The organism is Geomonas sp. Red276 (assembly GCF_054784495.1).
In genome coordinates this window covers 100,917-125,343 of record NZ_BLXW01000013.1, presented here as the reverse complement: position 1 = coordinate 125,343, position 24,427 = coordinate 100,917, and the positions used below count along the sequence as shown (strand labels likewise).

At 61.9% G+C, this 24,427-nt stretch carries 24 protein-coding genes and 1 pseudogene; 6 read left to right on the top strand and 19 right to left on the bottom strand.

All coding sequences use genetic code 11. The annotated features are described in order from the left end of the window. Positions 1-97: 97 nt before the first annotated feature. On the top strand, positions 98-1,381 hold the full coding sequence (locus tag ACYVL5_RS11255) for an O-acetylhomoserine aminocarboxypropyltransferase/cysteine synthase family protein (RefSeq protein WP_460595666.1): 1,284 nt from the start codon (positions 98-100) through the stop codon (positions 1,379-1,381). A gap of 75 nt (positions 1,382-1,456) precedes the next feature. Next, positions 1,457-1,921, top strand: a complete 465-nt coding sequence (locus ACYVL5_RS11250) for an SRPBCC family protein (protein WP_460595665.1) — start codon at positions 1,457-1,459, stop codon at positions 1,919-1,921. A gap of 97 nt (positions 1,922-2,018) precedes the next feature. Here ACYVL5_RS11250 and ACYVL5_RS11245 read toward each other — a convergent pair whose 3' ends face one another. From ACYVL5_RS11245 to pyrR, 14 genes and pseudogenes are all read right to left on the bottom strand, one after another. After that, the gene (locus ACYVL5_RS11245) at positions 2,019-2,909 is read right to left on the bottom strand and encodes a pseudouridine synthase family protein (protein WP_460595664.1); all 891 of its coding nucleotides are present in this window, start codon (positions 2,907-2,909) and stop codon (positions 2,019-2,021) included. Positions 2,910-2,927: 18 nt separating this feature from the next. Continuing rightward, positions 2,928-4,247: a hypothetical protein gene (locus ACYVL5_RS11240; protein WP_460595663.1), complete on the bottom strand. Its 1,320-nt coding sequence runs from the start codon at positions 4,245-4,247 to the stop codon at positions 2,928-2,930. A 1-nt stretch (position 4,248) separates the two neighbouring features. Beyond that, entirely contained in the window at positions 4,249-5,175 is a 927-nt protein-coding gene (locus tag ACYVL5_RS11235; protein ID WP_460595662.1) for an ABC transporter ATP-binding protein, read from the bottom strand. A gap of 165 nt (positions 5,176-5,340) precedes the next feature. Next, the gene (locus ACYVL5_RS11230; RefSeq protein ID WP_460595661.1) at positions 5,341-5,469 is read right to left on the bottom strand and encodes a hypothetical protein; all 129 of its coding nucleotides are present in this window, start codon (positions 5,467-5,469) and stop codon (positions 5,341-5,343) included. Between the two features lie 134 nt (positions 5,470-5,603). Beyond that, a complete protein-coding gene (recG, locus tag ACYVL5_RS11225; protein WP_460595684.1) occupies positions 5,604-7,739 on the bottom strand; it encodes an ATP-dependent DNA helicase RecG in 2,136 nt (711 codons plus the stop codon). Positions 7,740-8,036: 297 nt separating this feature from the next. Beyond that, positions 8,037-8,165, bottom strand: a pseudogene (locus ACYVL5_RS11220) (AbrB/MazE/SpoVT family DNA-binding domain-containing protein); the annotation flags it as partial. Between the two features lie 109 nt (positions 8,166-8,274). Next, positions 8,275-8,463 carry a DUF1858 domain-containing protein gene (locus tag ACYVL5_RS11215; protein ID WP_460595660.1) on the bottom strand — a complete coding sequence of 63 codons (189 nt, stop codon included), beginning with the start codon at positions 8,461-8,463 and terminating at the stop codon, positions 8,275-8,277. A 42-nt stretch (positions 8,464-8,505) separates the two neighbouring features. Then, the gene (greA, locus tag ACYVL5_RS11210) at positions 8,506-8,982 is read right to left on the bottom strand and encodes a transcription elongation factor GreA (RefSeq protein ID WP_460595659.1); all 477 of its coding nucleotides are present in this window, start codon (positions 8,980-8,982) and stop codon (positions 8,506-8,508) included. Between the two features lie 105 nt (positions 8,983-9,087). Next, positions 9,088-12,336 carry a carbamoyl phosphate synthase large subunit gene (gene carB, locus ACYVL5_RS11205; protein ID WP_460595658.1) on the bottom strand — a complete coding sequence of 1,083 codons (3,249 nt, stop codon included), beginning with the start codon at positions 12,334-12,336 and terminating at the stop codon, positions 9,088-9,090. 219 nt (positions 12,337-12,555) lie between these two features. Continuing rightward, positions 12,556-13,470 (bottom strand): radical SAM protein, encoded by a 915-nt coding sequence (locus tag ACYVL5_RS11200; protein WP_460595683.1) that lies wholly within the window; start codon positions 13,468-13,470, stop codon positions 12,556-12,558. Positions 13,471-13,644: 174 nt separating this feature from the next. Continuing rightward, on the bottom strand, positions 13,645-14,769 hold the full coding sequence (gene carA, locus ACYVL5_RS11195) for a carbamoyl-phosphate synthase small subunit (RefSeq protein WP_460595657.1): 1,125 nt from the start codon (positions 14,767-14,769) through the stop codon (positions 13,645-13,647). Positions 14,770-14,850: 81 nt separating this feature from the next. Then, a complete protein-coding gene (locus ACYVL5_RS11190; protein ID WP_460595656.1) occupies positions 14,851-16,125 on the bottom strand; it encodes a dihydroorotase in 1,275 nt (424 codons plus the stop codon). Positions 16,126-16,291: 166 nt separating this feature from the next. Further along, a complete protein-coding gene (locus tag ACYVL5_RS11185) occupies positions 16,292-17,227 on the bottom strand; it encodes an aspartate carbamoyltransferase catalytic subunit (RefSeq protein WP_460595655.1) in 936 nt (311 codons plus the stop codon). A gap of 60 nt (positions 17,228-17,287) precedes the next feature. Next, positions 17,288-17,821, bottom strand: coding sequence for a bifunctional pyr operon transcriptional regulator/uracil phosphoribosyltransferase (gene pyrR / locus ACYVL5_RS11180; RefSeq protein ID WP_460595654.1), 534 nt, complete (start codon positions 17,819-17,821; stop codon positions 17,288-17,290). A gap of 437 nt (positions 17,822-18,258) precedes the next feature. Here pyrR and yhbY point away from each other — a divergent pair, with 437 nt between their 5' ends. Then, on the top strand, positions 18,259-18,552 hold the full coding sequence (gene yhbY, locus ACYVL5_RS11175) for a ribosome assembly RNA-binding protein YhbY (RefSeq protein ID WP_460595653.1): 294 nt from the start codon (positions 18,259-18,261) through the stop codon (positions 18,550-18,552). A gap of 103 nt (positions 18,553-18,655) precedes the next feature. Here yhbY and ACYVL5_RS11170 read toward each other — a convergent pair whose 3' ends face one another. Further along, positions 18,656-19,804: a deoxyguanosinetriphosphate triphosphohydrolase family protein gene (locus tag ACYVL5_RS11170; RefSeq protein WP_460595652.1), complete on the bottom strand. Its 1,149-nt coding sequence runs from the start codon at positions 19,802-19,804 to the stop codon at positions 18,656-18,658. 288 nt (positions 19,805-20,092) lie between these two features. Between ACYVL5_RS11170 and rsmD the strand changes: the two genes are divergently transcribed. From rsmD to ACYVL5_RS11155, 3 genes are all read left to right on the top strand, one after another. After that, a complete protein-coding gene (gene rsmD / locus ACYVL5_RS11165; RefSeq protein WP_460595651.1) occupies positions 20,093-20,674 on the top strand; it encodes an RsmD family RNA methyltransferase in 582 nt (193 codons plus the stop codon). Next, positions 20,665-21,150, top strand: coding sequence for a pantetheine-phosphate adenylyltransferase (gene coaD / locus ACYVL5_RS11160; RefSeq protein WP_460595650.1), 486 nt, complete (start codon positions 20,665-20,667; stop codon positions 21,148-21,150). The genes rsmD and coaD overlap by 10 nt, the downstream gene beginning before the upstream one ends. A 161-nt stretch (positions 21,151-21,311) precedes the next feature. Further along, complete coding sequence (locus ACYVL5_RS11155) at positions 21,312-21,506, top strand: DUF1858 domain-containing protein (RefSeq protein WP_460595649.1); 195 nt, start codon at positions 21,312-21,314, stop codon at positions 21,504-21,506. A gap of 10 nt (positions 21,507-21,516) precedes the next feature. Here ACYVL5_RS11155 and ACYVL5_RS11150 read toward each other — a convergent pair whose 3' ends face one another. The 4 genes from ACYVL5_RS11150 to ACYVL5_RS11135 form a co-directional block, all read right to left on the bottom strand. Then, positions 21,517-21,771, bottom strand: a complete 255-nt coding sequence (locus tag ACYVL5_RS11150; RefSeq protein WP_460595648.1) for a Txe/YoeB family addiction module toxin — start codon at positions 21,769-21,771, stop codon at positions 21,517-21,519. Beyond that, positions 21,768-22,022, bottom strand: a complete 255-nt coding sequence (locus ACYVL5_RS11145) for a type II toxin-antitoxin system Phd/YefM family antitoxin (RefSeq protein ID WP_460595647.1) — start codon at positions 22,020-22,022, stop codon at positions 21,768-21,770. Before ACYVL5_RS11145 ends, ACYVL5_RS11150 begins: the two co-directional genes overlap by 4 nt. 106 nt (positions 22,023-22,128) lie before the next feature. Next, the gene (gene rocF / locus ACYVL5_RS11140) at positions 22,129-23,019 is read right to left on the bottom strand and encodes an arginase (protein ID WP_460595646.1); all 891 of its coding nucleotides are present in this window, start codon (positions 23,017-23,019) and stop codon (positions 22,129-22,131) included. A gap of 143 nt (positions 23,020-23,162) precedes the next feature. After that, on the bottom strand, positions 23,163-24,290 hold the full coding sequence (locus ACYVL5_RS11135; protein ID WP_460595645.1) for a putative NPN-dependent ornithine cyclodeaminase: 1,128 nt from the start codon (positions 24,288-24,290) through the stop codon (positions 23,163-23,165). Positions 24,291-24,427 lie beyond the last annotated feature (137 nt).

The following is a 24,427-nucleotide window of genomic DNA, read 5'->3' as shown; positions in this document are numbered from 1 at the left end:
GAACAGCAGTTATGATTTTCCCCTGCAATGAGCGGGACAATCTGCTATATTCTCCGGCGCTGTCTGCGGAATGACTTTTCAACCAGGAGGGGACCAGATGAAAAAGGATTGGCGGATCGAAACTCAGGCTATTCAGGGCGGCTACGCTCCCAAGGACGGGGAGCCGCGCATCCTCCCGATCGTGCAGAGCACCACCTTCAAATTCAGCAGTGCCGACCACGTGGCGAAGCTGTTCGACCTCGAGGTGGGGGGGCACTTCTACTCCCGGCTCAGCAACCCGACCGCCGAGGGGTTCGAGACCAAGATAGCCACCATGGAAGGCGGGATAGCCGCCATGGCCACCGCCAGCGGGCAGGCGGCCACCACCATCGCCATCATGAACATCTGCCGGGCAGGCCAGCACATCGTGGCCGCCAGCACCCTCTACGGCGGGACCTATTCGCTGTTCGCCAACACATTCCCGAAGATGGGGATCGAGGTGACCTTCGTCGATCCCGAGGCGAGCGCCGCCGAGATCGAGGCCGCCTTCCGCCCCGAGACCCGCGCCCTGTTCGGCGAGACCATCGGCAACCCCGGCCTGAACGTCCTCGACTTCGAGAAGTTCTCCGCCATCGCGAAGAAGATGCAGGTGCCGCTCATCATCGACAACACCTTCCCGACGCCGTATCTCTGCCGCCCCATCGAGCACGGGGCGAATATCGTGATCCATTCGGCCACCAAGTACATCGACGGGCACGCCACCAGCGTGGGCGGGGTCATCGTGGACGGCGGCAACTTCGACTGGGGGAACGGAAAGTATCCCGAGCTGACCGAGCCGGATTCCAGCTACCACGGGTTGAAGTACCTGGAAACCTTCGGGAGCCTCGCCTACATGGTGAAGGCGCGCGTGCAGTACATGAGGGACCTGGGCGCCTGCCTGGCACCGCTCAACGCCTTTTTGTTCAACCTGGGGCTGGAGACCCTGCCGCTTCGCATGCAGCGTCACAGCGAGAACGCGCTGGCACTGGCCAAGTATCTCGAGAAGCATGACGCGGTGAGCTGGGTGAACTATCCGAAGCTGGAGAGCCACAAGAGCTTCGGCCGGGCCGAGAAGTACCTGCCGAAGGGGGGAAGCGGCGTGCTGACCTTCGGGATCAAGGGAGGGGCCGAGGCCGGTAAGAAGTTCATGGAGAGCTGCCAGCTGATCGCACTGGTGGTCCACGTCGGCGACGCGCGCAGCTGCGTCCTCCATCCCGCCACCACCACCCATCGCCAGCTGAGCGAGGAAGAGCAGATCGCCTCCGGCGTCACCCCCGACCTGATCAGGCTCTCGGTCGGCATCGAGCACATCGACGACCTGATCGCCGACGTCGAGCAGGCGCTGAAGGCGAGCCAGCAGTAAGCGAAGAAAATAAAAGGGGGACCGGCTCTCTATGATGCCGGTCCCCCTTTCGCCATTTCAAGGCAGGAGAGGACGATGCCCCTCGAAAGACTCGAACGAACCCAGGTCATTGCGACCACGCTCGCCGAGGCCTGGCGCTTCTTCAGCCGTCCCGACAACCTGGCGACCATCACCCCACCCTCGATGGCTTTCCGGGTTACCTCGGCCCCGCAGCAAACCATGTACCCCGGGATGATCATCACCTACAAGGTGAGCCCGGTCTCCGGACTCCCCCTTACCTGGGTGACCGAGATCACCCACGTCGAGGAGCCCTCCTTTTTCGTCGACGAGCAGCGGATCGGCCCGTACCGTTTCTGGCACCACCAGCACCACTTCCGTGAGGTCGAGGGCGGGGTCGAGATGCGGGACATCGTCCACTACCAGCTTCCCTTCGGCCCCCTCGCCCTGCCGGTCACCTGGCTGGTGAAACGCAGACTGGAGGGGATCTTCGAATACCGGGTGCAGGCGGTGGAGCGGCTCTTCGGAAGCGGCAACCGGTAAGCTCCGGCCGGCTCCTTGAAGGCCAGAACCTCCCTCACCCGGCCTTCGGCCACCCTCTCCCCGTATTTTCTCCCCTCGCCCCCATCGGGGGAGAGGGTCAGGGTGAGGGGGCGGCGGCGGCTAAAAGCTCCCTCTCCGACCGAAACACCCTCTCCCCGCCGCTCACGGGGTCCGTAAACCGCACCTCGCGGGCGATCAGTTGCAGCGGCCTCGCGAAGTCATCCTCCCGTTCCGGCTGGAGCTCCGGATAGAACCGGTCGTTCTCGATGGCGAAGCCCAAACCGCTCATGTGCACCCGCAGCTGGTGGGTCTTCCCGGTCACCGGCCGCAACAGGAACCTTCCCCGCCCCTCCTTCACCGCATCGAGCCTGATCACCGAGCGCGCGTTCGGCTCCCCCTCCACATTACGCATCCTGAACCACGGATCTCCCGGGACGATCCGCGTCTCCACCAGCCATTGCCTCACCTCCGGAAGCTCCCGGCAGGGGGCTATCGCCTCGTACAGCTTTTCCACGTTTCCTTCCCGGAAGAGCCGGCAATAGGCATCCCTGGTGCTGCGGTTGGCGGAGAAGAGGACGATGCCGGCGGTCTCCCGGTCGATCCGGTTGACCGGGACCAGCTCGGGGTTCCCCGTAGAGTTCCGGAGCCTGTTCATGAGGCATTCCGCGACGTAAGGGCCGGTCGGATTGACGGGAAGGAAGTGAGGCTTGCAGCAGACCAGCAGGTGGTCGTCCTGGTACAGGATCCTCTCCCGGAAGGGAATCACCGGCTCCCGATCCACCTCCCTTCGGTAAAAGAGGCGTTTCCCCGGACGATAGGGGGAGTGGAGAGTTACCGGGTGCCCTTCCTCGTCGCAAACCTTTCCGTCCAGGATTCGCCGCTCCCAGACGCCCCTGGAAATGGCGGGGAACCGCGCGCTTAGAAATTCCGGGATGGAGGGATACGGGAGATCCGCAACCGGCATGGTGACTTTGGAAAACTGGATCACAAGGGGGGCCTCTTCATCCTACCCGCGGTAGGCGGCCACATTCTTTCTCCAGCGCCCGGAGAGCAGGAAGAGCGCTGCCGCCATTTCGAGCAGGGGAGCCGCGACCACCAGGAACAAGGGCTGGCTGGTTATCGGCCAGAACAGGATGGTCGCCGGGTCGCCATGGACGGCCTCGACGATGATGGGGACGATCGCGTACGCCATCACCAGGTAAAGGACGCTCAGGAGTTCGGCGCGACGGTTGTTTTCGGCCAGGTTCAAAAAGAGCATCACGCTCAGATCGCGCACCATGAAGAAGAGGACGGCAAAGACGAAGGCGGCGACCCTGAAGATGGTCGCGGTCGAGGAACTGCCGGCCACCATGACCACCGCCATCACCGCCACCAGCGGCGCGGTCAAGAGCCAGCGGGGCGCCTTCTGGAGAAAGGCCCCCATCTTTCTCTCCCTGACGAGTTGCTCAACGCCCCGCAAGGCGACCGGATCCTTGCGCTCGATGAACGCCATCAGGTAGGTAGCCGCCAGGGCTACGTAGAACGCTACCAGGAGGGCGGGATTGATCCCCTCGAACCCGGCCCCCGGCTTGGTGCCATACAGGAAGCCCCCGAGGTAGATCATCAGGAAAAGAACGAAGGCGAACCACGAGGCGGGATTGTTCTTCATCTGCAATTCCCGGCGCATCAATTGATAGACACCGAGGATGCTCCAGGCGGCGAAGGCCGCGGTGCTGAGAAGGATGAACTCGGGACCACCGTAGCTGTTGCCGAACCAGGGCACCGGTTTCTCCCGTCCGAATACGAGGCTCACGAAGGGGGTGACGGCCACGATCCCGAGCAGGAGAATCGCCGTCGTCTGGCTCTTCACGAACTTCCGCTCCTTCTGAATCGACAAAAGGCTGGCCAGCAGACAGACGGCGTGCCCCAGGACACCGGCGAAGACCAGGGAGAAGACGGTTTCCAGGATCCGCGAATACGCTGTGTCGGGAACCGAAAGGGCATAGAACGCGAGGCAGATCGAGGAACCGTACCAGGTGTAGATGGTACTGCCAAAGAGCTTGCCCAGCACCAGTTGCCAGGGGGTCAACACCGACATCCGCTGCCCGTCCCAGGTGTGCTCACGGATCTCGTTCATGATCGATTCGGCGGCCAGCTTGGTGCCCCAAAGAACGGTGATGAGGAAATAGAGAGAGCCCGCAGTCTGTGAGATCTCCGCTCCGAACTTTCTGGCGTTACTGACATAGGCAAGAAAGAGCACCGATCCGATGACCAGCGGCATTCCTATCAGGCGGTAGCCGCTCAACTCGAGCCAGACATTTTTCCTGAATTCGGGATTGTCGAACATGTCAGCGCCCTCCCTTCTGGCGGTCACCCTGCACGGTTCGCAGGTAAACGTCCTGCATGTTCTGCTTCGACTGTCCGAAGGCGCAGACGCGCAGGCCACCGGCGATCATCACCCGCAACAACTCGTGCTGGCGGGCGGGATCCGAACTGCAGGAAATGAGAGCGGTGCTCTCGTTGGCCTGTACGATCTCCACCCCCGTCAGCTGCCGGAGTGCACTTTCCAGGTCGGGAAGCGCTTCGGCCACCCTGAGCTCGAAGAGCGCCTGCTCCTCGCGGGCGGCCAGCGGGGTGTTGTCGATGATCCGGCCCTCCTGCAGCACGAGCATGTCCGTGCAGTACTCCTCGAGCTCGGAGAGGATGTGAGAGGAAACGAGCAGCGTCATGCCGGCCTCCTGCAGCCGCTTGAACAGCAGCGACAGGGAGTGGCGGGACTCGGGATCGAGACCGGAAGCGGGCTCGTCGAGAAGGAGCAGACGGGGACGATGGATGATGGCCTGGGCGATGGCGAGGCGCTGGCGCTGACCGCGGGAAAGGGAACCAGCCTTCTGGCCGAGCTTCCCTTCGATCTCGAGCTGACGGGCGCAGGAGAGAATCCAGTCCGGCTGGGTCTCGGGATCGACGCCATGAGAGAGCGCGGCGTAGTCGAGACACTGCTGGGCAGTCAACTCCTCGTAAAGGCCGAAGAAATCGGAGAGATACCCGATCTGACGATGGGTAGCGCGCGGATCGGCAAGGATGTCGCGACCGTCAAGCAGGATGGTGCCGGAGACCGGCTCTTCCAGGGCGGCCAGACAGCGAAGCAGCGTCGTCTTGCCCGCCCCGTTGGGGCCGACCAGGGCGGTTATGCTTCCCTGCCGGAGAGAAAAGGAGACCTCTTTCAGCGCCCGCTTTCCGGGATAATCAAAAACGAGCGACCGCACCTCGATCATGGGTTACTCCTGAATAGATATGCCTGGGTGAGTTTGGTACTTCGTAGGGTGGGCAGCCCTCTGCCCACCATTTTGGTGTCCTTAGGCGAGCATGACCACTTTCCCGGTGCAAAGGCCGCGTGGGCACGGAGTGCCCACCCTACGGGAGCGCAGGTCATGGAAAGGTTAGAACTGATCGGGGAAGCACAACCCACCGGGGGTGCAGTGGAAGTAATAGATGGCGACGAAGACCACGGCAGCAAGGATGTAGACGCCGATGATTATGAAAAACGTGCGCAGATTTTGCGATTTCATAATTATCCGACCTTGTTCGACGTGTCGATGATATCTCTCTCGCCGCGAAAAACAACCCTCACTCGACCCTTCGGCCACCTCATCTCCCCTCGCCCCCATCGGGGGAGAGGGCCAGGGTGAGGGGGCGGTGGTGATCACCCGATGGAAGCCAACTCCAGCCGGCCGCCCCAGCGGTACATCAGCTCGGTCTTCAGTTTCTCGTGCCCGGGCGCCCGCAGCTCCGGATCGCTCTCCACCAGCGCGAACGCCTCCTTGCGCGCCTGCTCGAGAACGCCGCCGTCACGCAGGATGTCGGCCACCTTGAGTTCCGGAAGCCCCGCCTGACGGGTGCCTAGGAAATCCCCCGGTCCCCGGATCTCCAGGTCGGCCTCGGCGATGGCAAATCCATCGGTGCTTTCTACCATGACCTGCAGCCGTTTGTCACCATCTTCGGAACGCTGGAAACCGGTCATCAGGATGCAGCGCGACCGCTCGCTCCCCCGCCCTACCCTGCCGCGCAGCTGGTGCAGCTGGGAGAGGCCGAACCGCTCGGCGTGCTCGATCACCATGACAGTGGCGTTCGGTACGTCGATCCCCACCTCGATGACCGTGGTGGCGACCAGGATGTCGGTCTCGCCGGCCTTGAAGGCGAGCATGGTGGCCTCCTTCTCGGCCGCCGTCATCCGCCCGTGCAGGACCGCCACCCGCAGGTCCGGAAAGATGTCGTTGGCCAGGTGCTCGGCCATCTGCACCGCTGCCTTCAGATCGCTCTTCTCGGACTCCTCGACCAGGGGATAGATGACGTAGGCCTGCCGCCCCTTGGCGATTTCATCCCGCACGACGGAATACATCTCGTTGCGGCGAGATTCCCGCACGATCCTTGTCTCGATGGGGGTGCGCCCGGGAGGAAGCTCGTCAATGACCGACAGCGCGAGGTCGCCGAAAACGGTCATGGAGAGCGTGCGGGGGATCGGGGTTGCGGTCATCACCAGGATGTCGGGATTTTCCCCCTTCTTCTTCAAAAGGGCGCGCTGCACGACGCCGAAGCGGTGCTGCTCGTCGATCACCCCGAGCCCCAACCGGTGGAACTCCACCTTCTGCTGGATGACGGCATGGGTGCCTACCACGATCTTGGTTTCCCCGGAGGCGATCCTCTCCAGGGTATCGCTCTTCCCTTTCGAGCTGGAGGTAAGCAGCGCCACGGTGATCCCCAGCTGCTCGCAGTACTTGTGAATGTTCAGGTAGTGCTGCTCGGCCAAAAGCTCGGTCGGGGCCATGATGGCCACCTGGTAATCATTCTCCACGCAGATGAGCGCCGCCAAAAGCGCCACCAGGGTCTTGCCGCAGCCGACGTCCCCCTGCACCAGGCGGTGCATCGGATGAGGGGACATCATGTCCTCCTTGATCTCGGAGAGCACCCGCCGCTGCGCGTTGGTCAGGCTGAAAGGAAGGAGCTTCAAGAGCTCCCGGGTGTAGCGGTGGGTCACCTGGAAGGCGATGCCGTCCTCGACTGCGATCCCGCGGCGCTTGAGGGCAAGCCCCATCTGCAGGAAGAAGAGCTCGTCGAAGGCGAGCGAGCGGTGCGCCTCTCCCTTGCCGGCATTGAGATCGGCCACCTTGCTGTCCGGGTCGGGCGCGTGCGCCTCCCTGAGCGCGACCGGCAGGGAGAGAACCTGCTGGCGCTCCGCGATGTCGGCGGGCAGGCAACCGGTGACATAGCGGCTGTAGCGCTGCACCGTCTCCCTCATGATCTTGCGCATCACCTTCTGGGTCACCCCTTCGGTCAAGGGATAGACCGGCAGGATACGCCCGAAGTTGTCGGGGTCACGCGCCATCACCTGGGCGAGATCCTCCCCCTCCCCTGCCCATTCCACCTCGGGGTGATGCATCTCCCGCTGGAAACCGAACTGCGCCACCTCGCCGATGAAGATCCCGCGCCGGCCCGGCTCCCAGTTCTTCTTCATGAACATCGGGTGGAAGTGGAACCACTTCAGCGCGAGGCTCCCGCTATCGTCCTGCACGATGGCCTCGAAATACTTCCGCCCCCCCTTGGTCACCATCGGCTGGGCGGAGACCACCGTGCCGAAGAAGGAGTAGGTGGCGCCGGGGCGCAGGTCACGGATCCTTTTCAGCTCGCGCCGGTCCTCGTAGCGGTTGGGGAGCACGTAGAGCGCATCGAGTACCGTCGCCACCCCCATCCTGGCGAGCGCCTCCGCGAGCTTCGGCCCCACCCCCTTGATGAACTGCATGGGTGTCTTCAGCTCCTGCGGGATCGACGATGCGTACCCCAACGCCGCCGCACCCTCCTTCGCTACCGACGAACCAGAAGTCCCCTCCTTCGCCGAAGACCCGCCAATGTCTCGCCCCTTAGCCAATGCCCCGCCACAGTTCCCCCCCTTTTGCGAAGGGGGGACAGGGGGAATTTTAGCCTCGCTAGCAGGAGCCGCGACAGCCGAAACTGGCGTCGATCCGGTCCCGGTCTTAACCGCCGAAGAACGTGCCTCAGCCGGTGGCTGCTCAGTCAGGTCAAGCTGCTTTGCCGGCCTGATCTGCTTGTCCGGGGAGGGTTGCGCTGCGCTTTTGGATTGGGGAGTGAGACGGAGAGACCCGTCGATAACTTCGATCTCAAGCCGGTCGCCGGCCTTCAGCTTCAGGGAGTCCCGAAGCTCGTCAGGTAGCTTGATGGATCCATCCGGGTTCAGCGAGATGGTCGGCATGAGAGATGGGGGATGAAACAAATCCTCCCCGGGGGTCAGGTCTTGAATTATCACCTTTTTGCAAAGTCACAATTCAAGACCTGACCCCAAGGGAGGAGCTGAGGTCGGTTTAGAAGAGCTTGTTGATGTCGGTCAGGATCTCCTCGACATCAATGCCGTGGGCGGCGCACCCCTGCTCGAGGGATTCGTTCTGGGCGCCCATGCAGCCGATGCAGCCGAGATTGTATTTGGCGAGGACCTTCACCACATCCGGGTGCATCCTCATGACGGTGGCGAAAGTCATGTCCTTGGTTACCATGTGTTCCTCCGTGTTCGTCCTGCTTCTCGTTGGGTTGTGCTGCTACTCGTAACGGATCTCGATGATCTCGTATTCCTTGGTGCCGGAAGGTACGGTCACCCGCACCGTGTCGTCGAGCTTGTGGCCGATGAGGGCCTTGCCGACCGGGGAGGTGCAGGAAATCTTGCCGAGCTTGATGTCGGCCTCGTCTTCGCCGACGATCTTGTAGGTGATCTCTTCCTCGCTGCCGGTATCGTACACGGTCACGGTGGCGCCGAAGACGACTTTGTCCGGCTTGAGGTTGGAGAGGTCCACCACGTAGGCGCGAGCCAGCTTGTCCTGCAGCTCGAGAATGCGCCCCTCGATGAAACCCTGACGGTTCTTGGCGGCATCGTACTCGGCGTTCTCGGAAAGGTCGCCGTGGGAACGTGCTTCGGCGATATCCTGGATAACCTTCGGGCGCTCCTCCTTGATCAGCCGGCGGAGATCCTCCTGGAGTGCCTCGTAACTTTCCTTAGTCAGTGGAACAGTCTGGGACATCGATTTCGTACTCCTTGTTAACTAATGGGGGGGCCAAAAGGCCCCCCGTTTAAGCTGCTTGGATTGTGAAAGGGGAACGTGAACCACGCTCCCCCATCGAGCCGCTTACTTCAGATATTCCTGAATCGACTTCACTTCCAGCTTCTTCTGCGAGGTAGCGATTATGCCGTCCACCACTGCCTTGGCTCCCGAGGCGGTGGTGTAGTAGGCGATGTTGTTGATCAGGGTGTTGCGGCGTATCGAGAAAGAGTCGGCCACCGCTTGCGCACCGAGGGTGGTGTTGATCACCATGCAGATCTCGTTGTTCTTGATCGCGTCCACGATGTGCGGCCTGCCTTCGAGCACCTTGTTGACTACCTGGACGGAGACTCCTTCCTTCTGCAAGTAAGCCGCGGTGCCTTTGGTAGCAACCAGTTCGAAGCCCTGATCATACAGTCTTTTGGCTAGAGTGACAATATGTTTTTTGTCAGTGTCTTTAACGCTGATAAAGACTTTCCCGGTAACCGGGAGCCTGACATTGGCCCCCAGCTGTGCCTTCGCGTAGGCCTCCGGGAAGGTCTTGCCGATCCCCATGACCTCGCCGGTGGACTTCATCTCCGGTCCGAGGATGGTGTCGACGCCCGGGAACTTGGTGAAGGGGAAGACCGATTCCTTGACCGAGATGTGCTCCGGGATGATCTCCTCGGTCACGCCGAGTTCGGCGAGGGTCTTGCCGGCCATGACGCGGGCCGCGATCTTGGCGAGCGGGCGGCCGGTCGCCTTGGAGACGAACGGCGAGGTACGCGAGGCGCGCGGGTTGACCTCGAGGATGTAGATGTCGTTCCCCTTGACGGCGAACTGGACGTTCATGAGGCCCTTGACGTTCAGCTCCAGCGCCATGATCTTGGTCTGGCGGCGGATCTCGTCGATGACTTCCTGCGACATGGAGTACGGCGGCAGCGAGCAGGCGGAGTCGCCGGAGTGAATGCCGGCCTCCTCGATGTGCTCCATGATCCCGCCGATGACGGCGCTCTCGCCGTCGCACAGGGCGTCGACGTCGATCTCGACCGCCTCGTCGAGGAACTTGTCGATCAGGATCGGGTGCTCAGGGGAAGCCTGCACCGCGGTGTGCATGTAGCGGCGGAGGTTGTCGACGTCGTAGACGATCTCCATGGCGCGCCCGCCGAGCACGTAGGAGGGGCGGACCACCACCGGGTAGCCGATCCGGTCGGCCACCGCTTCGGCCTCCTCGAAGGAGCGGGCGGTGCCGTTTTCCGGCTGCCTGAGGTTGAGCTTCTGGAGCATCTCCTGGAAGCGCTCGCGGTCCTCGGCGCGGTCGATGGCGTCCGGGGTGGTGCCGATGATGGGCACCCCGGCCTTTTCGAGGGCCACGGCGAGTTTCAGCGGGGTCTGGCCGCCGAACTGCACGATCACCCCGTTGGGCTTCTCGACGTCGACGATGTTCAGCACGTCCTCGTAGGTGAGCGGCTCGAAGTAGAGACGGTCGGAGGTGTCGTAGTCGGTGGAGACCGTCTCCGGGTTGCAGTTGACCATGATGGTCTCGTAGCCGTCCTCGGCGAGGGCGAAGACGCCGTGCACGCAGCAGTAGTCGAACTCGATCCCCTGGCCGATCCTGTTGGGTCCGCCGCCCAGGATGATGATCTTCTTCTTGTCGGTCGGCTCGGCCTCGCACTCTTCCTCGTAGGTGGAGTAGAGGTACGGGGTGTGGGCGACGAACTCGGCGGCGCAGGTGTCGACCCTTTTGAAGACCGGCTTGACACCGGCGGCAAGGCGCAGGCTGCGCACGTCCAGTTCCGTCATCTTCCACAGCATCCCGAGGTACTTGTCGGAAAAGCCGAAGCGTTTGGCGTCCCAGAGGACCTCCTTCAGGTTCTCCTTCGACTCGGCCAGTACGTTGAGCGGCTTGAGCTCCTCTTCCTTCTCGATGATCTGGCGGATGTTGTGGAGGAACCAGGGGTCGATCCCGGTCAGCTTGTAGATCTCCTCGACCTCCATGCCGGCCCGGAAGGCGTCTCCCACGTACCAGATGCGGTCGCAGTTGGGGATGGTCAGCTTCTCGGTGAGCTTCGCGCGCTCCTTGTCGGTAAGGGCCCGGCGGGTATCGCCGCCTACGCCGAAGAAGCGGGACTCGAAGCCGCAGGAGCCGATCTCCAGCGAGCGGAGCGCCTTCTGGAAGGATTCCTTGAAGGTCCTGCCGATGGACATGACCTCGCCCACCGATTTCATCTGGGTGGTGAGGGTGGCGTCGGCGGCCGGGAACTTCTCGAAGGTGAAGCGCGGGATCTTGGTGACCACGTAGTCGATGGTCGGCTCGAAACAGGCCGGGGTCTCGCGGGTGATGTCGTTGGTGATCTCGTCGAGGGTGTAGCCGACGGCGAGCTTGGCGGCGATCTTGGCGATCGGGAAACCGGTGGCCTTGGAGGCGAGCGCCGAGGAGCGGGAAACGCGCGGGTTCATCTCGATGACGACCAGGCGGCCGGTCTTGGGGCTCACGCCGAACTGGATGTTGGAGCCGCCGGTATCGACGCCGATCTCGCGGATGATCTTCAAAGAGGCGTCGCGTAGGATCTGGTATTCCTTGTCGGTCAGGGTCTGGGCCGGTGCCACGGTGATGGAGTCGCCGGTGTGGACCCCCATCGGGTCGAGGTTCTCGATGGAGCAGATGATCACCACGTTGTCGGCGGTGTCCCTCATGACCTCGAGTTCGTACTCCTTCCAGCCGATCAGCGACTCCTCGACCAGGATCTCGTTGGTCGGGGAGGCCTCGATGCCGGCCATGGACATACGCTCATACTCTTCCATGTTGTAGGCGATGCCGCCGCCGGTGCCGCCCAGGGTGAAGGAGGGGCGGATGATGGCCGGGAAGCCGACGTGCTTGATGACGTCCATCGACTCCTGGTAGTTGTGGGCAAGACCCGAGCGCGGGATGTCCAGCCCGATGCGGATCATCGCCTCTTTGAAGAGGGTGCGGTCCTCCGCCTTCTTGATGGCCGGGAGCTTGGCACCGATCAGCTCGACCCCGAACTTCTCCAGGGTGCCGTTCTCGGCGACCGCCACCGCGGTGTTGAGGGCGGTCTGCCCGCCGAGGGTCGGGAGCAGCGCGTCCGGACGCTCCTTCTCGATGATGGCGGCCAGGATCTCCGGGGTGACCGGCTCGATGTAGGTGGAATCGGCGAAATCCGGGTCGGTCATGATGGTCGCCGGGTTGCTGTTCAGAAGCACGACCTCGAAGCCCTCCTCCTTCAGCGCCTTGCAGGCCTGGGTGCCGGAGTAGTCGAACTCGCACGCCTGGCCGATGACGATCGGGCCGGCGCCGATGATGAGGATCTTCTTGATGTCTGTACGTTTAGGCATGGTAAATCATCTCCAATCTTCTCTGGTCGTATCTCTGTAGGTAAATCGTTTACCGATAATCGCTTTTCGTTATCCCCTCGCCCCTTCAGGGGAGAGGGGCAGGACTCATTTATTCCCTCGCCCTCCGGGAGAGGGGCAGGGGGGAGGGAGCCTCTAACATCTTCCCTTACCCGGCCTTCGGCCACCCTCTCCCGGGGGGAGAGGGAGAATTGAAAGCCTTTACTCGGCCGGTTCGTCCTGAACCCACCCGTTTTCCAGTCCGGCGTCCTCGAGCGCTTCCACCGCCTCGCCGTACTCTTCCGCGTTCACCCGCCGCTCGATGCCGGGGGTGGAGGTGGCGGCGTGGGCCGGGAAGTACTGGCTCATAAGCGCGATGTGCGTCTCTTCTCCCAGGTGCTCGGCAATCCAGGGAAGCGTCTCCGTGCTCCCTGCTCTCCCCTCCGGAAGGACCAGGTGCCGGATGATGAGACCCCTTTTCCCGATCCCGTTATCATCGCACTCGAGATGCCCTACCTGGCGGAGCATCTCGATCACCGCCGCGCGGTTGATTTCCCGGTACCCCGGTGCCCCCGAGAGCCTCGCCGCCTCCTCGTCGTCGACGTACTTCATGTCGGGGAGGTAGATGTCGACGACGCCGTCCAAGTGCTTCAGCGTGTCCACCTTTTCGTAGCCGCTCGTGTTCCAGACGATCGGTATCCGGAACCCTTTGCGGATGGCGACGAAGAGGGCCGCCATGATCTGCGGCGTGTAGTGGGTCGGGGTGACGAAGTTGATGTTGTGTGCGCCCCGCTTCTGGAGCCCCACCATCTTGTCCGCCAGTTCCGCGACCGTCAGGTCGGTACCGTTTCTCAGCTGGCTGATCGGGAAGTTCTGGCAGAATTTGCAGCTGAGCGTGCAGCCGGAGAGGAAGATGGTGCCGGACCCTTTGGTGCCTGAGATCGGCGGTTCCTCTCCGCGGTGGATATTGGCCGAAGCGATGCGCGGCATCTTGCCTGCGCCGCAGCGCCCCACCTGGCCGGCGAGCCGGTTCACCCCGCAGTTGTGCGGGCAGAGGTCGCACCCCGCGAGTCGGCGGTACCCTTCGCGGATCCGCCGGCTCAGCTCACCCGAGTTGTAAAGATCGAGGTAGTTCATGTTCTTTCTAAAGCTCAATTCCTTTGCCTTCAGGCAGCTGGCCCCGAAGGGCCACAACGTTATCCCCTCGCCCCTTCAGGGGAGAGGGTGCCCGAAGGGCGGGTGAGGGCAGAAATTAAAAGCTTCCCTCACCCCTGCCCCTCTCCCCTGAAGGGGCGAGGGGATATTGATTTGCTACCCCTTGTGGTTCTCCATCATCTCCACGAACCTGCTGAACAGGTAGTGGGAGTCGTGGGGACCGGGGGAGGCTTCCGGGTGGTGCTGGACCGAGAAGATCGGGAGGTTCTTGTGGATCATCCCCTCCACGGTCTGGTCGTTCAGGTTTTCGTGACCGAGCTCGCAGGCGTGGGAGAGCGAGATGATATCCACCGAGAAGCCGTGGTTCTGGGCGGTGATCTCGACCTTCCGGGTCTTCATGTCCATGACCGGGAGGTTGGAGCCGTGGTTGCCGAACTTGAGCTTCATGGTCCGGCCGCCCAGGGCCAGGCCGAGGAGCTGGTGCCCGAGGCAGATCCCGAAGATCGGCTTTTTGCCGACGAACTTCTTGATGTTCTCGATGACCTCTTTCATCGGCTCCGGGTCGCCCGGGCCATTGGAGAGGAAGATCCCGTCCGGGTTCATGGCCAGGGCGGATTCGGCCGGGAAGGTGGCCGGGACGACGGTCACGTCACAACCGGCGGAGACCAGGCAGCGAAGGATGTTCAGCTTGATGCCGAAGTCGTAGGCGACCACCTTGAACTTGAGATCCCGCTTGTCGATCTCGGGGTAGCCGCTGTCGAGGTCCCAGAGCCCCTGGGTCCAGTGGTAGGGCTTGTCGCAGGTGACGCCGGTGGCGAGGTCGAGGCCGCTCATGGAAGGAATCGCGCGGGCCTTTCTGACCAGGCTCTCCGGATCGAAGTCGACGGTGGAGATGATGCCGTTCTGGGCACCCTTGTCGCGGAGGTGACGGGTCAGTGCGCGGGTGTCGATCCCCTGGATGCCGACGATGCCGTTCTCCTTGAGGTAGGCGTCCAGGCTCATGGTGGCGCGCCAGTTCGAGTAGCAGTCCAGGTACTCCCTCACGATGAAGCCGGAGAGGTAGAGCTGGTTACTTTCGATGTCTTCCGGGTTGATGCCGGTGTTACCGATCTGGGTGTAGGTCATGGTGACCATCTGCCCCTTGTAGGAGGGGTCGGTAAGGACCTCCTGGTAGCCGGACATGGCGGTGTTGAAGACTACCTCGCCGCTGGTTTCGCCCGTTGCGCCGAAGGCCTTACCGGTGAAGATCCGGCCGTCCGCCAGAGCAAGCACTGCTTTCATATCTTCTCCATTCTGTGTTTATTGCTGCGTATTCTTATCCCGACCCCGTTCAAGGGGAAGGTCGGGGTGAGGATGGTGAGTTTACTTCTTGTTGACTACCTGCCCCTTCACGATGGTGTAGGCGGCGGCGCCTTTCATCTCCCAGCCGATGAACGGGCTGTTCTTCGACTTGGACTCCAGTTTCTCGGCCACCACCTTCCACTTCCGGTTCGGGTCGATGATGGTGACGTCGGCGACCGCTCCGCGCTTCAGGGTCCCCCGCTCGACGCCGAGGATCTTGGCCGGGTTGCAGGACATGAGCGATACCAGCTTCTTCATGTCGACCACCCCATCCTCCACAAGCTTGAGCGAAAGGGGGAGCGAGGTCTCGAGCCCGACGATGCCGTTGTAGGCGAGGTTGAATTCGACTTCCTTTTCGTCCGGGTGATGCGGGGCATGGTCGGTGGCGATGGCGTCGATGGTCCCGTCGGCAAGCGCGGCCTTGATGGCGTCGCGGTCGGCGGCGCTTCTCAGGGGCGGGTTCATCTTGGCGTTGGTGTCGTAGCCGAGCACGGCCTCATCCGTGAGGGTGAAGTAGTGGGGCGCGGTCTCGCAGGTGACCTTGACGCCGCGGGCCTTGGCGTTGCGGATGATCCGGCAGGAGCCGGCGGTCGAGATGTGGGCGATATGCACCGGGGCGTTGCAGAACTCGGCGAGGTAGACCTCGCGGGCCACGGCGGCGTCTTCGGCCACCCAGGGGATCCCCTTCAACCCGAGCTCGGTGGCTACCGGGCCTTCGTTCATGACCCCCTCGCCGACCAGCGACAGGTCCTCGGAGTGGGTGATCACGGTGATGCCGATCCCCTTGGCGTACTCGAGGGCGCGGCGCATCAGCTCGGAGCTTCCGACCGGCTTGCCGTCGTCGGAAACGGCTACGCAGCCGGCTTCCTTGAGATCGCCCATCTCGGCCAGGCTCTCCCCTTTGCTCCCCTTGGTGATGGCACCGACCGGGAAGACGTTGACCATCGCTTCCTGCCTCGCCTTGTTGACGATGTAGGAGGTGACGGCCTTGTTGTCGTTGACCGGGGAGGTGTTCGGCATGCAGGCCACCGAGGTGAACCCGCCGGCCGCGGCCGAACGGGAACCGGTGGCGATGTCTTCCTTGTATTCCAGACCCGGATCGCGCAGGTGGACGTGCATGTCGATGAGTCCCGGGGTGACGATCAGCCCGGTAGCGTCAACCGACTCGGTCTCCTCCGGAGCGGTCAGCCCCTGGCCGAGCTCGAGAATCACGCCGTCGGCGATCAGGATATCCATCACTTCGTCAATCCCCTGGGAGGGGTCAATCACGTGCCCGCCTTTGATCAACAGATTCATATTCAGCACCTCTTTAGAGAAGCAAATGGGTTGATGTCTCATTAGATTCGTGACCAATTTTTCGCCCTTTCCTCGACGATACCGGAGGGTTAACCCCGGATTCCGGCCGGCCGAAATGGGCATAAACCGAGAAGAAAGGCAGCTGACGAAGCATGCCCCTCTTCCCCTACCCTTCGGTCGGCTCGCCGCCGCAGACGTGGTAGAGCATGGCCATCCTGATGGCGACGCCGTTTTCCACCTGCTTCAAGATGTAGGACTGGTCGCAGTCGGCCACCGAGGAGGCGAGCTCCACACCGCGGTTGATCGGGCCCGGATGCATCACCATGGCGTCCTTCTTGGCAAGGGCCAGGACATCGGGGTTCAAGCCGTAGTAGCGGGAGTATTCGCGCATGCTCGGAAGCAGGGTCTTCCCCTGGCGCTCGAGCTGGATCCTGAGCATCATGACCACGTCGGCCTTGTGCACCGCCTCGCGCATGTCCTTGCAGACGGTGACGTTCCCCAGCCGTTCGATGCCGATCGGCATCATGGTCGGCGGGCCGGCCACGAAAATCGAGGCCCCCATCTTGGTCAGGCCGTAGATGTCGGAGCGGGCCACGCGGCTGTGGGTGATGTCCCCGACGATGGCGACTTTGAGCCCTTCCAGCTTCCCGAACTTCTGGCGCATGGTCAGCATGTCGAGAAGCCCCTGGGAGGGGTGCTCGTGGGCGCCGTCGCCGGCGTTGATCACCGAGCAGGAGACCCTTTTGGCAAGGTACTCGTGCGCGCCGGAGACCGCGTGGCGCATGACGATGATGTCGGGTTTCATGGCCAGCACGTTTCTGGCGGTATCGAGGAGGGTTTCGCCTTTGGTGACCGAGCTGGTGGACGCCGAGATGTTGATGGTATCGGCGGAGAGACGTTTTGCTGCAATTTCGAAGGAGGTGCGGGTCCTGGTGGATGCCTCGTAAAAAAGGTTGACCACCGTCTTGCCGCGCAAAGTGGGGACCTTCTTGATGTCGCGGCTGTTCACTTCGTTGAGGCTGTCGGCAGTGTCGAGCAGCAGCTCGATTTCTTCCTTGGTCAGATCCTTGAGTCCGATGATGTCTTTGTGCCTGAAACCCATACCCCCCCCTGACATAGACAGATGTTCGTGGTTAGACGTTCGCGGTTATGAGAGTGACTCTTATTTCTGTAAGATGACTTCCGTGGGGTGGTTTTCGGCGTCGAAGTCGACGGCGATGTTCTCGCTCCTGCTGGTCGGAACGTTGCGCCCGACGAAATCGGCCCGGATCGGCAGGTCGCGGTGCCCGCGATCGACCAGTACGGCCAGCTGGATGCAGGAGGGGCGCCCCTGGTCCATCAGCGCGTCCATGGCGGCGCGGATGGTCCTCCCGGTGAAGAGCACGTCGTCCACCAGGACGACCTTCTTCCCTTCGATGCCGAAGGGGAGCTCGGTCTTGCCGACCGGCAGGTGCTCGGAGTGCCCCTTGATGTCGTCGCGGTACATGGTGATATCCACCGCGCCGACCGGGACCTCGACCCCTTCGATCTCCAGGAGGCGGCGGGCCAGCTCGTGGGCCAGGTGAACGCCTCCGGTCCGGATTCCGACCAGGACGACCCCATCGACACCCTTGTTCCTCTCCAGCACTTCGTGGGCGATCCTGGTGAGCGCCCGCTTTACCCCGTTGCCGTCCAGAATTACAGTGTTTTCAGCCATTTGGACCCCCTGGTATTAGATCGTAAACAGTTGATTCCACGCACTTAACAATGAAAAAGAGCCTTCACGCGCACAAAGGCGTAAGGCTCTTCCGATATAACTTGAAAGAAGGACTCTTGCGTCACCTTTGCTAACCTCACAGGGCTAAATTAAAAGGCAGTCGTTCGGCAAATTTTCGCTAGATTAGCACCGGGGCCAGGCGGAGTCAAGACCAATGAGCGGGTGAAGGTATTGATTTACATTAATATTTTTTTACCCTTTGCGGGCAGGATTTTACCCCTTCCCTCCGCCTCCCGTTGTGCACGCGGCTTGACCTTGCTTGCCCCGCAATGCTATAACGCGAGGCGGATTTTCTATTAAAAGGACTTTTGCTCAAGACCGCGACGTGCCGATTCGGCAGTGAGCCGGATGGTGCAGAGGGAAAAGGAACGAAAGGCATGTTGACTGGTAAACAGAAGAGATTTTTGCGGGGGTTGGGACACTCGCTGAAGCCGGTGGTGACGGTGGGAAAAAGCGACATCAGCGAGGCGGTCTTGGCCACCACCAACGAGGCGCTGGAGAGCCACGAGCTCATCAAGGTGAAGATACTGGAGAGCTGCTTCATGGACCGCCACGAGGTGGCCGAGCAGCTTTGTGAGGCGACCGGCGCCGATCTGGCCCAGGTGCTGGGGAGGACGCTCCTCATCTATCGCCCGGCCAAGGAGCCGAAGCTGGAGCTGCCGAAAGGGTAGCCTTCAGACACACCGTAGGGTGGGCAGCCCTCTGCCCACCATTTCCCTTTCAAAACCGCGTGGGCACAGGATGCCCACCCTACCATGCCAAAGCCCCCCACTTCTACACCCTCTCGTACGGCTCGAACAGCCTCTTGAACTCGTCCAGCGCGAAGCGGTCGGTCATGCCGGCGATGTAGTCGCAGATCACCCGCTCCCGCCCGTCCCGCTCCATTTTCGCCTGGTGCTTGGAGGGAAGCAGGGTCGGATGCTTCACGTAGGTCTCGAACAGCTCCCCCAGGTAGCGCTCCGCCTTGACCCGCATCCTCTCCACCTTGTAGTGGCGGTAGAGGTTCTGAAAGAGGAAGCGCTTCAACTCGGCGTTGCGCTCGGCCATGGTGTCACTGAAGAAAACGAGCTGCTTGTTGACCCGCCGGACGTCTTCCTGGGTCTTGATTCCCAGCCGCTCGATATTGGCGGCGGTGGTGACCACCAGGTCGTTGATCAGCACGCCGATCAGGGCACTGACGGTCTGGCACACCCCACGCTCAACGTCGATGCTGGGGTACTTCCTGAGTATCCCCTCGTGTACCTCTTCCCATAGCGACACCTTCTTCAACTGGGCGAGATTGATATAGCCGGACTTGAGCCCGTCGTCTATGTCGTGGTTGTTGTACGCGATCTCGTCGGCCAGGTTGATGAGCTGCGCCTCGACGGTGGGAACGACGCCGGGGAGGAACTCGGCATAGGGGTGCAGCGGCGTGTCGTACTGCGAGGAATGCTTGGCGATCCCTTCCCGCACTTCCCACGACAGGTTCAGCCCGTTGAAGTTGGGGTGGCGCTCCTCCAGCTCGTCGACCACCCGCAGAGACTGCAGGTTGTGCTCGAAGCCGCCCGCTCCCTGCATGAGCCGGTTCAGCACCTCCTCGCCGGTATGCCCGAACGGGGTGTGCCCGAGGTCGTGGGCCAAGGCCAGCGTCTCCGTCAGCTCCTCGTTAAGCCCCAGCCGCCTCGCGATCCCCTTCCCTATCTGGGCAACCTCCAGGGAGTGGGTGAGCCTGGTGCGATAGTAATCGCCCTCGTGGTTGACGAAAACCTGGGTCTTGTATTCGAGGCGCCGGAAGGCGGCGCAGTGAATGATGCGGTCGCGGTCGCGCTCGAAGGCGGGGCGGTTGTCGCGAAACTCCTCATGGTACTTACGCCCGCGGGAGGTGTTGCTTCGGGCGGCGTATCCCGCCAGATCGGCACGTTCCATGGACTGCCCGTCTCTCATCCGTATGCACCTCGGCCTTAATGATGGTTTTCCAAAGTAACGTATTTATATCCCGGGAAATGACACTGTCAACAGCAAAGTTGGCATTGACGGCATCTCACCCGTCATGATAATAACTGTGTTTACAAATATTGTCTCATAAAAGGGAAGCAGTATTGTAAGTAGTGCTGCTTCCGACTGATTTATAACAGTTTCCCTCCATCGCTAAGACACCCTCCATTCAAAGCCTGCCGCACCGAAGGCAAAGAGCAGGGACGGGACGAGGGATGAGGTATAGAGGCCAACCTAATGCGGATAATCGCTGGCGAAGCCAGGGGACGCACTCTCCACGCGCCCAAGAGCATGCGGGTCCGGCCGACCGCCGACCGGGTGAAGGAAGCCCTTTTCAGCATGCTCATGAGCCGCCTGGGAGAGTTTGACGGCATGAGGGTGCTCGACATCTTCGCCGGCACCGGCAACCTGGGGATCGAAGCCCTCAGCAGGGGCGCGCAATACGCGGTCTTCGTCGATTCCCACCGGGAGTCGGCCGAGATGGTCCGGAAGAACCTGGAACTCACCCATTTTGCAGGGAAAGCGAAAGTGCTGGTTCAGGAAGCAGCCCTCGCCCTCAAGAGCCTCGAGCGAAACGAAGCCCCGTTTCACCTGGTGTTCCTCGATCCGCCGTACAGCGAAGGGCACACCGAAAGGCTCCTTGAGTTGCTCTCCCACTCCCCGCTGGTCGACGGCGGAACCACGGTCGTCGCGGAGTTTTCGGCGAAGGAGCGGATACCCGTCGAGTTTGGCCCCTTGCAGGAATATGAACGCCGCGTTTATGGCGACACCGCCCTCTCTTTCCTAACCCTAACCGGCAGAGGTGAACAGTGCCCCTGAAACTCGCAGTCTACCCCGGCTCCTTCGATCCCGTTACCTACGGTCACCTCGACATCATCGAGCGTGCCCTTAAGATTTTCGACGGCGTCATCGTCGCCGTGGCCAGAAACTCCGAAAAGAACGCCCTCTTCACCGTCAGGGAACGGATCGAGCTGCTGAGCGAGATCCTGGCCGACCGTCCACAGGCAAGAATTGAAACCTTCGACGGCCTCTTGGTCGATTTCGTCCGTGAGCGCGATGCCAGCGTCATCGTCCGCGGTCTGCGCGCCGTTTCCGATTTCGAGTACGAGTTCCAGCTGGCGCAGATGAACCGGAGCATCACCAAGGACGTGGAAACGCTCTTCATGATGACGTCGGTTCCCTACAGCTACCTCTCGTCCTCCATCGTGAAGGAAGTAAGCTCGCTGAACGGCCCGGTAGAGAAGCTGGTTCCGCCCGTGGTCAAGGCGGCTTTGGACAGGAAGTTCGGAAGATAGGGCGGAGGGAAGCATGAGAGCTGACAACTTGCTCCAAGTTGCCGCTAGAGAGAGTCTCTGCTAATGTTAAAGGCGCCTGTGTCAACGGGCGCCTTTAACGATGTGATTAGGAACGAGGGGAAGGCGCCTGCGAAGCCGGACCCCGATCGGGGGGCAAGGCCATGATCACCAAGGAAATGACCATCACCAGCATCCTGAGACGTTACCCCGAGACCCTCCCCGTCTTTAAGCGCCACGGACTGGACTGCTTCGACTGCCAGATCGCCGACTTCGAAGAGCTCGAACACGGCGCCTCGGTCCACAACCTCGATCTCGACTCCTTGCTCAGCGAGTTGAACGGGAAGATCAGAAATTGACCTGAAATCCCTAGTAGTGATAGCGGCAGCCTATCACTACAACCTCATCCTCCTCCACCTTGTACACTAGACGGTGTTCACGGTCTATTCTACGGGACCAGCAACCGGCAAGTTGAAACCGCAATGGCTCAGGCTTTCCGGCTCCTGTGAATGGTGTGCGACGAATTTCCTCAAGCAGCCCAAGGATTTTCTCTGCATGGCGCTTATCCGTCTGCAGCCAGTATCGCAGATCGTCTAAGGCGGTCGGAGTCAAAGAGACATTCATAATCCCAATGCATCCAACGAGGTTCTTTTCCCACTGCGAGCCTCTTCCAGCGACTGCATCAACCTTGAGGCATTTACCGGGTTGGAAAGCAGGTACTCGCTCTCCATTATGGACTCATAGTCTTCCAAACTCAGCATCACCACACTCTCTCCTTTCCGGCGGGTAATGAGAATTGGTTCGTGGTTACTGCAAGCCGCGTCCATGACGTTTTTGAGATCATGGCGGGCTTCGCTGTATGTAATCGCCTGCATGCGTCCACCTCCAAATGACAAGATGTTGTACAATAGCATGCGACTCACCGATTAGCAAGGCCAGTAATCCTGCTCTAGTCCTCGCACGTGAAACGAAGCAAGCCTGTCAAATAATGCTCTTCCCGAACACCGAGGCGGCGAGTTCGACGGCGATCTTGGCGGTCTTGTTCCGGTGATCGAGGATCGGGTTGATCTCTACGATGTCGAAGGAAACGAGCTTTCGGCTGTCGGCGATGATCTCCATGAGAAGCTGGGCCTCGCGGTAGTTGAGCCCGCCCGGCGAGGTGGTCCCCACCCCGGGCACTTCGAGGGGATCGAGGGCATCGAGATCGAGGCTCACATGAAGCCGGTCGAGGTGCCCAAGCCTCGCGAGCGCCTCGCGCGCAACCCTCCCCATCCCGCGCTCGTCGATGTCCCGCATGGTGTAGACCGCCACCCCGCTCTGCCTCAACCTGCTCTTTTCCTGAGGGTCGAGCTCACGCAGGCCGATCATCACCACATCTTCGGGCCTCACCTTGGGGCCCGGCCTTCCCACGTTGACCAGTTCCGGGTACCCTTCCCCCAGAAGGGCCGCCACGCACATGCCGTGGATATTGCCGGTGATGGAGCTTTGGGGCGTGTTGAAGTCGCCGTGGGCGTCGATCCAGATGATCCCCGCCGGCTCCTCATGGGTGATCCCACCGATGGAGCCGATGGCGAGGGAATGGTCGCCCCCCATGAAGAGGGGAATGAACTTCTCATCGATGGCGGCTCGTCCGGCGTCGTAGGCCGCTTGGCAGATCTTGCTGATCGAAGGGAGGTAGTGTACCTCGCGCTCATGAACGAGCACGTCGCGCACCGGGACCACGATGTTGCCCGCATCCTCGACATCGAAGCCGAGGGCGGAGAGGTGGGCGGCGATCCCCGCGTAGCGGAGGGCGCCCGGGCCGAGATCGACACCGCGCTGGGCCTGGCCTAGATCGATCGGTACGCCGATTATCCTGATACTGTCCCGCATTACCCCATCCTCACCCTGTCCACCTGCGCGCCGGTTGCCTCGCGGCTTCCCCTTGCTACGGCAATCAAGCAGCACCTTCGCAGGGTGGGCAGCCCCCTGCCCACCATTGTCCTTTGCCCCGCGTGGGCACGGGGGTGCCCACCCTACTCCAGATCCCCTGCCTCACCGCCATTTCCCTCCGTGAGCTTCAGGCTGTTCCAGAGGTTCACCATGAAGTCCTGGGCGTTGGTCAGGATGGCCATTGCCTGCGCGGAGCCGCGGTTAGCGAGCTTGTCGGCGCAGAACTCGGTCATGTCGACCACGTAAAAGAAGACCGGCCGCACCGTGCCGTCCTGCCGCACCTGGTAGCTCGGCACCATGTTTCCGAAGGCGATCGAGTGCAACTGGGTGGCGACGGCGATGACCGTGGTGGCCTTTCTCGCGATGGTCCGCATGGCGTCCTGCGCCAGGTAAGCGTCGCCGATCACCTCGGGGAGCGGCCCGTCGTCCCGGATGGAGCCGGCGAGGACGACCGGGATCCGCTTGCGGTGGCAGGCGAACATGATCCCGTCGGCCAGTCCCAACTCCTCGATGGCGGCGGCCATCGATCCCCTCTTTCTCACCTCGTTGATGATGTCCAGGTGGTTGTAATGGCCAAGGGGCTGGGAGACCTGGGTGTAGATGTCCTGGCCAAGGCCCGTCCTAAAGCGCGCCGCCTCGAGGTCGTGGGTGGCGAGCGCGTTGCCGGCCAAAAGGGCATGGCAGAAACCGCTTTCCACGAGCCCCTGCATGGCGCTCCGGCTGTCCTTGTCGAAAGCGACCGCGGGCCCCAGCACCCAGGCGATGAAGCCGGTTTCCCGGTCCTCCCTGAGCACCTTGTAGAGCTCGTCATAGGAGCGGGAAAACGGGGTCTCGCGGGTGCCGCGGCTGCGGAACGAGAACTTGTCGGGAGCCCCTTCGCCGAAGGAGTGGAAGCCGCCGACGTGGATGAAGATCCCCTCCTCCCCGTTCTCGGTCCTCCCCACCACCACCGGGTCCCCCTTTTTCACCCGGCGGGGTTCGACCACTTCCAGGCTCCTCCCCTTCAGCACCAGGACGCAATCCATCCTGCTCTCGGCGGCGAGCAGCCACCCGCCGTCGCCCAGGTGCACGTATTCGGGGAAATTCGAGGTTCCGTGGTAGTTGTCGGGAAGGATTCCATCAGCAGGGGCGGGGGAGACCCGGACCACCGGGGCATGCGAGAGTCCCGGGGAGGAGAAATCGGGCGGGACATACGCTGGAATGATCGACATGGATGGCACCTCCGGTGAGTAAAGCCGCGGCCGGATTGCCATTGGCGGCCCACCGCTTTTCTTCTCATTTAAAACTGTAACACGGGGGGTAAAACTTACAATTTTGCCAAGCCGCCAGCGGCGCACCTTCATGGGTA

Coding starts and splice junctions, on each gene's coding strand:
- carB (WP_460595658.1), bottom strand. CDS start 12,336: ATGCCTAAACGTACAGACATCAAGAAGATCCTCATCATCGGCGCCGGC.
- greA (WP_460595659.1), bottom strand. CDS start 8,982: ATGTCCCAGACTGTTCCACTGACTAAGGAAAGTTACGAGGCACTCCAG.
- ACYVL5_RS11190 (WP_460595656.1), bottom strand. CDS start 16,125: ATGAATCTGTTGATCAAAGGCGGGCACGTGATTGACCCCTCCCAGGGG.
- ACYVL5_RS11145 (WP_460595647.1), bottom strand. CDS start 22,022: ATGCAGGCGATTACATACAGCGAAGCCCGCCATGATCTCAAAAACGTC.
- carA (WP_460595657.1), bottom strand. CDS start 14,769: ATGAAAGCAGTGCTTGCTCTGGCGGACGGCCGGATCTTCACCGGTAAG.
- ACYVL5_RS11150 (WP_460595648.1), bottom strand. CDS start 21,771: ATGAATGTCTCTTTGACTCCGACCGCCTTAGACGATCTGCGATACTGG.
- ACYVL5_RS11235 (WP_460595662.1), bottom strand. CDS start 5,175: ATGATCGAGGTGCGGTCGCTCGTTTTTGATTATCCCGGAAAGCGGGCG.
- ACYVL5_RS11215 (WP_460595660.1), bottom strand. CDS start 8,463: ATGGTAACCAAGGACATGACTTTCGCCACCGTCATGAGGATGCACCCG.
- pyrR (WP_460595654.1), bottom strand. CDS start 17,821: ATGGCTGAAAACACTGTAATTCTGGACGGCAACGGGGTAAAGCGGGCG.
- ACYVL5_RS11170 (WP_460595652.1), bottom strand. CDS start 19,804: ATGAGAGACGGGCAGTCCATGGAACGTGCCGATCTGGCGGGATACGCC.
- ACYVL5_RS11250 (WP_460595665.1), top strand. CDS start 1,457: ATGCCCCTCGAAAGACTCGAACGAACCCAGGTCATTGCGACCACGCTC.
- rocF (WP_460595646.1), bottom strand. CDS start 23,019: ATGCGGGACAGTATCAGGATAATCGGCGTACCGATCGATCTAGGCCAG.
- ACYVL5_RS11255 (WP_460595666.1), top strand. CDS start 98: ATGAAAAAGGATTGGCGGATCGAAACTCAGGCTATTCAGGGCGGCTAC.
- ACYVL5_RS11185 (WP_460595655.1), bottom strand. CDS start 17,227: ATGGGTTTCAGGCACAAAGACATCATCGGACTCAAGGATCTGACCAAG.
- ACYVL5_RS11155 (WP_460595649.1), top strand. CDS start 21,312: ATGATCACCAAGGAAATGACCATCACCAGCATCCTGAGACGTTACCCC.
- ACYVL5_RS11240 (WP_460595663.1), bottom strand. CDS start 4,247: ATGTTCGACAATCCCGAATTCAGGAAAAATGTCTGGCTCGAGTTGAGC.
- rsmD (WP_460595651.1), top strand. CDS start 20,093: ATGCGGATAATCGCTGGCGAAGCCAGGGGACGCACTCTCCACGCGCCC.
- ACYVL5_RS11135 (WP_460595645.1), bottom strand. CDS start 24,290: ATGTCGATCATTCCAGCGTATGTCCCGCCCGATTTCTCCTCCCCGGGA.
- yhbY (WP_460595653.1), top strand. CDS start 18,259: ATGTTGACTGGTAAACAGAAGAGATTTTTGCGGGGGTTGGGACACTCG.
- ACYVL5_RS11200 (WP_460595683.1), bottom strand. CDS start 13,470: ATGAACTACCTCGATCTTTACAACTCGGGTGAGCTGAGCCGGCGGATC.
- ACYVL5_RS11230 (WP_460595661.1), bottom strand. CDS start 5,469: ATGAAATCGCAAAATCTGCGCACGTTTTTCATAATCATCGGCGTCTAC.